The sequence below is a fragment of the Sphingomonas bacterium genome, from assembly GCF_903643035.1.
Lineage (GTDB): Bacteria > Pseudomonadota > Alphaproteobacteria > Sphingomonadales > Sphingomonadaceae > Sphingomonas.
The window spans coordinates 1-4,880 of the sequence record NZ_CAHJWW010000205.1; the positions used below are offsets into that span (position 1 = coordinate 1).

3 protein-coding genes are annotated in these 4,880 nt (G+C 67.7%); 1 reads left to right on the forward strand and 2 read right to left on the reverse strand.

The window, feature by feature from the left end; all coding sequences use genetic code 11:
- Positions 1-85: 85 nt before the first annotated feature.
- On the reverse strand, positions 86-829 hold the full coding sequence (locus HUV01_RS11935; RefSeq protein ID WP_254606598.1) for a GntR family transcriptional regulator: 744 nt from the start codon (positions 827-829) through the stop codon (positions 86-88).
- Between the two features lie 246 nt (positions 830-1,075).
- Here HUV01_RS11935 and HUV01_RS11940 point away from each other — a divergent pair, with 246 nt between their 5' ends.
- Complete coding sequence (locus HUV01_RS11940) at positions 1,076-3,820, forward strand: TonB-dependent receptor (protein ID WP_174298465.1); 2,745 nt, start codon at positions 1,076-1,078, stop codon at positions 3,818-3,820.
- On the opposite strand, the gene HUV01_RS11945 is transcribed toward HUV01_RS11940, so the two are convergent.
- The coding region (locus HUV01_RS11945; RefSeq protein ID WP_174298466.1) for a sulfotransferase family protein at positions 3,817-4,880 on the reverse strand (1,064 nt) is incomplete at its 5' end. The two genes, HUV01_RS11940 and HUV01_RS11945, sit on opposite strands and share 4 nt — an antisense overlap.

Consider the following 4,880-nt stretch of genomic DNA (forward strand, 5'->3'; position numbering starts at 1 on the left):
GCGGCCATCGCCGCCGCGTTGCGCGCCAGCTGCGCCGCCACCACCGCCGGCGCCTCCGCGGCCTCTGCGAACATGGACGTGGCGCTCATCGACTGGCCATCTGAAGCTCGGCCACGAAGTCGTAGCTGTCGCCGCGATAGAAGGACTGGGTGAACTCGACCGCCTGGCCGTCCGCGACGAACCCGCGCCGCTCGATCAGCAGCCCCGGCGCCTTCGCCTCGATCCCGAGCAGATCCGCCTGCCCGGCCGTGAACAGCACCGCGCGCAGCCGCTGGAGCGCGCGCACCGGCCGGTTGCCGGTCTTTTCCAGCGCGGCGTACAGCGACGTGTCGACCGCCAGTTCCGACCCCAGGTACCGGCTGGGAACCGACGTGTATTCCAGCGCCATCGGCACGTCGTCGGCATAGCGGATGCGGTGGAAGCGCAGCACCGGGCTGCCGGGGCTCAGGCCCAGCACCATCGCCTCCTCGGGCGTCACTGTGCCGGCCGAGCGGCGCAGCCATGTGCTGCGCGCGGTGCGCCCCCGCGACTCCATGTCCTCCGAGAAGGAGGAAAGCATCGAGAAGCTCTTCTCGACCCGCGCCGCCACGAAGGTTCCGGCACCATGCCGCCGCCGGACGAGCCCCTCCCCGACCAGCGCGTCCAGCGCCTTGCGCACGGTGATCCGCGATACGCCGAGGTCGGTGGCGATGTCCCGTTCGGGCGGCAGCGCGGAGTCGTCGCCCAGCCGCCTGTCCTCGATCGCCTCCCGCAGCGCGCGGTGCAGCTGCTGGTACAGCGGGGCCGGAGCCTGGTCGTCCAACGCCCCGATGACACGCGAAAGCTCCACTGCGCCCTTCCCACTGGCCATGCACGCGCCCGAGCACGAGATGTCCCGGCCGCGCAACCACGGACTGCTCATACCAATAAGCTAGTGGTATTATAAAGAGCTTTTTTGGTATTGCCAAAGCTGACGAATCCATGCCAGCTTCGAGTTTCCGGAAGTCGGAGGGTTGTACTCGCAAGGCGACCAGAGCGTCAGAGTGGCTCCTGAATGGTATTGTGCCAATCCGGCAAGCAAAGGGGGTTCTTTCCAATGCGCAAGTCCATTCTCATCGGATCGGCCAGCCTGCTGGCCATCGCCGCGCCCGCCCGGGCTCAGACGACGCCGCAGGTGCCGCCGCCGCCCACCGATGCCGAGACGCAGGACGACGTGATCGTCACCGGCATCCGCGCCTCGCTCGAAAAGGCGATCGACCTCAAGCGCGGCGCCGACAACCATGTCGAGGTGATCTCCGCCGAGGACATCGGCAAGCTGCCCGACAAGAACGTCGCCGACGCGCTGCAGCGGCTGCCCGGCGTCAACACGTCGTCGGCCGCGAGCGGCGAGGGCGGCTTCGACGAGAACGACCGCGTCAGCATCCGCGGCACCTCGCCCAGCCTGACGCAGGTGACGATCGACGGCCATGCCGCCTCGACCGGCGACTGGTTCGTCCTCGACCAGTTCTCAACGGTCGGCCGCAGCGCGAGCTTCGCCCTGCTCCCATCCGAGATCGTGAGCACCGTCGTCGTCAACAAGACGCAGGACGCCTCGCTGCTGGAGGGCGGCGTCGCCGGCTCGATCGACCTGCGGCTGCGCAGCGCGCTCGACCTCAAGAACCAGTGGATCGTCGAGGGATCGGCGCAGGGCGCGTACAACACGCAGAGCGCCCAGACCAAGCCGCAGATCAACGGCCTGATCGGCTGGCGCAACGCCGATGCCACGTTCGGCGTGATGGTCCAGGGCTTCTACGAGCAGCGCAGCCTGCGCCGCTACGGGCAGGAGACGCTGGGCTATTCGGCGATCACCGCCGCCAGCGCCACCGGCGCCGCCATTCCCTCGCTAATCGGCGTGCAGGCGCCGACGCTGATCGGCTCGACCTATTTCGAACAGGAACGCACGCGCAAGGGCGGCGTCGTCACCGCCAACTGGAAGCCGAGCGACAAGATCGAGTTCAAGGCGAGCGGCTTCTATTCCTTTCTCAACGCCAGCAACGTCAACGACAACTATCTGGCGTGGGGTTCGCGCGAGATCGACCGCAACGTGCCGACCAGCTACACGGTCAGGAACAACACGCTGGTCGCCGCGACCTTCCCATTGGTCGCGCCATCGGGCGCGTTCAAGGGCCAGCCGATCGAGGGCATCGTCGCCGACAACATCGTCCGGCCCGATGCGAGCGGCGAGAGCTGGTTCAGCAACCTCGATGCGACGTGGCACGCGACCGACAGGCTGACGATCAACGGCCAGGTCGGCTATACCCATGGCGTCGGCAACACGCCGACCTCGCCGTTCTTCGAGGTCGATGCGCCGACCGGCGTGTCCTACCAGCCGTCCGGCAACGGCTATGCGGTGCAGACCGCCAACATCAACCCGGGCAGCCCGGCCGGCGTCTCCAACGATTTCGCGATCAACGAGACGTTCCAGTCGATCGACAAGGAACTCTACGGCAAGATCGACGCCAGCTACGACATCGGCGACGGCCCGATCAGGAAGGTCGATTTCGGCGCGCGCATCGCGGCGCACGAGCGCAAGGTCGTCGGCTTCGACCGCGGCTGTACGCTGGGCGCCAACGGGCAATGCTATGGCGACGGGCTGCTCAATTTCGCCGCGGTGGACCCGGGGCGCTATCCCGGCGGCTTCAACGCCGACACGCTGGGCATTCCCGGGCTCCTCATCCCGATCGCCGGCACGCCTGCCGCGATCACCAGGGTCATCAACGCGATCACGAACCCGTTCCGCGGCCCGATCTCCAGCATCGTCCAGCCGGCGAACGAGTATTGGCCGGGCGAGTTCAAGGTCAAGGAGACCGATGTCGAGGGCTATGCGCTGGCCCATGTCGGCGGCGACAAGTGGCGGGGCAATTTCGGCCTTCGCGTCGTCAGCACCAGGGAAAGCGCGTTCGTCAACGTGCCGGTCAGCTGCGACCCCGCCGCGACGGCCGGCGCGACCAGGTGCGCGCCGGGCGTCATCACCAGCTCGGCCTATGGTCCGTTCCTGATCCAGGATGTGCGGCACACCTATGTCGACTTCCTGCCCAGCATCAATCTGACCTTCGATCTCGCCAGCAAGCTCCTGCTGCGCGTCGCCGCCGCCGAGACGCTGTCGCGTCCCGACTTCAGCGCCCTCGGCGGCACGGTGTCGCTGACCGACACCAACTTCACCGGCAGCGGAGGGAACCCGAACCTGAAGCCGGTCAAGGCGACGGTGTTCGACGGCTCGCTGGAATATTACTACGGACCGGGATCGCTCGCGGCGATCAGCATCTTCCACGACGAGCTGCAATCCTATGTGACGTTCGGCACCTCGACCGGCACCTATTTCACCCAGCTCGACAACACGTTCCACCAGTACAACATCTCGTCGCCGAGCAACACGACCGGGCAGTTGTCGGGAGTCGAGCTTCAGGCGCAGCAGCCGATCGCCTATGGCTTCGGCTTCCAGGCGAACGGAACCTATGTCGACGGCCACGACGTCGACGGCAATCCGCTGGTCGGCACGTCGAAGTTCACCTACAATCTGGTCGGTTACTACGACAAGGGCCGGCTCAGCGCCCGGCTCGCCTACACCTACCGATCGCACTACTTCGTCGGCCTCGACCGCAGCTCGGCGGAGAACCAGGACAGCTACGGCCAGCTCGACGGTTCGCTGAACTTCAGCCTGACCCGGAACGTCGCCCTGACCGTCGACGCGCTCAACATCACCAACAATCGCCTGAAATACTATGCGCAGAACAAGGACCAGCCGCGCGCGGTCTATTCCAACGGCACCCAGGTGTTCTTCGGCGCCCGGGCCAAGTTCTAGGGCGGATAGCCAAAGCGCGCCAGCCAGGGCGCGAGCGTCGGCAGGATCGGCGCGAGTTCGCGGCGGTACTGCTCCCACCGCCCGAGGCCGCGCCGGTTGAGGCCCATGCGGACCTGGCGGGCGCTCGGCGTGCGGATCGTGCGCTCGCGCGCCCGGGCCGCGAAATCGGCCATCGCCGGATGCGGTTCCCGGTCGAGGAAGGCGAGGATGCGGCCTAGTTCGGCATCGAAATCGTCGACCAGCGCCTCGTGGCGCACGTCCATCCAGCTGAGCGGCAGGCTGGCGCGGGCGCGCTCCGCCAGGGTCATGCAGGCGTCGTAGCAGGCGGCGGTCCGGGCAAGGTCGGTGAAGGCATAGGTCATCGCGTTGATCCGGAACGCTTGGCGAAAGCAGCTCAGCACCACGTCGCGCGGATCGCGCAGCGCGAACAGGATCTTCGCGCGCGGGAACAGCCGGGCGATGATCGGAAGGTACAGGGTGCCGGCCGGCTGCTTGTCGACGAACAGCCGTCCGGCGACATCGACGCCGCGCCTGCGCACCTCGCCCCAATAATGGCCGGCCCATGCTTCCGCCTCGCCTGCGTCGACGCGCATCAGGTCGGCGCAGGCACCGGCATCGGACAGGAACGCCTGATAGGCGGTGGCGAGTGTCGGCGCTTCCTCGAGCGTCGCGATCTGCGGATCGCCCGACAGCACATGCTCGAGCAGCGTCGTTCCCGATCTCGGGAAGCCGAGCAGGAAGACGTGGGACGCGGCGGCTTCCGGGATGATCGGAACGTCGAGCGGCCGCCACCCGGCCGAACACGCGTCGATCCACGATGCGAGGCGATGGAGCTTCGTGACCTCGTCCTCGCGACTCGCCGCCTCGACGGCGTGGAGGTCGCGCTGCATCCGCTTGCCCTCGCAAGCGGCCGCGAACGCCTCCGCGCCCTCGCCAAGATCGTCCAGCACGAGCCCGAGCAGCAGCAACGCCTCCGCCCGCTGGTCGCCGGTCAGGCGCCGGTCGCGCAACAGCCGGGTCAGCGCGTCGCGGGCGTCGGCGGCCTCGCCCCGCGCGGCTG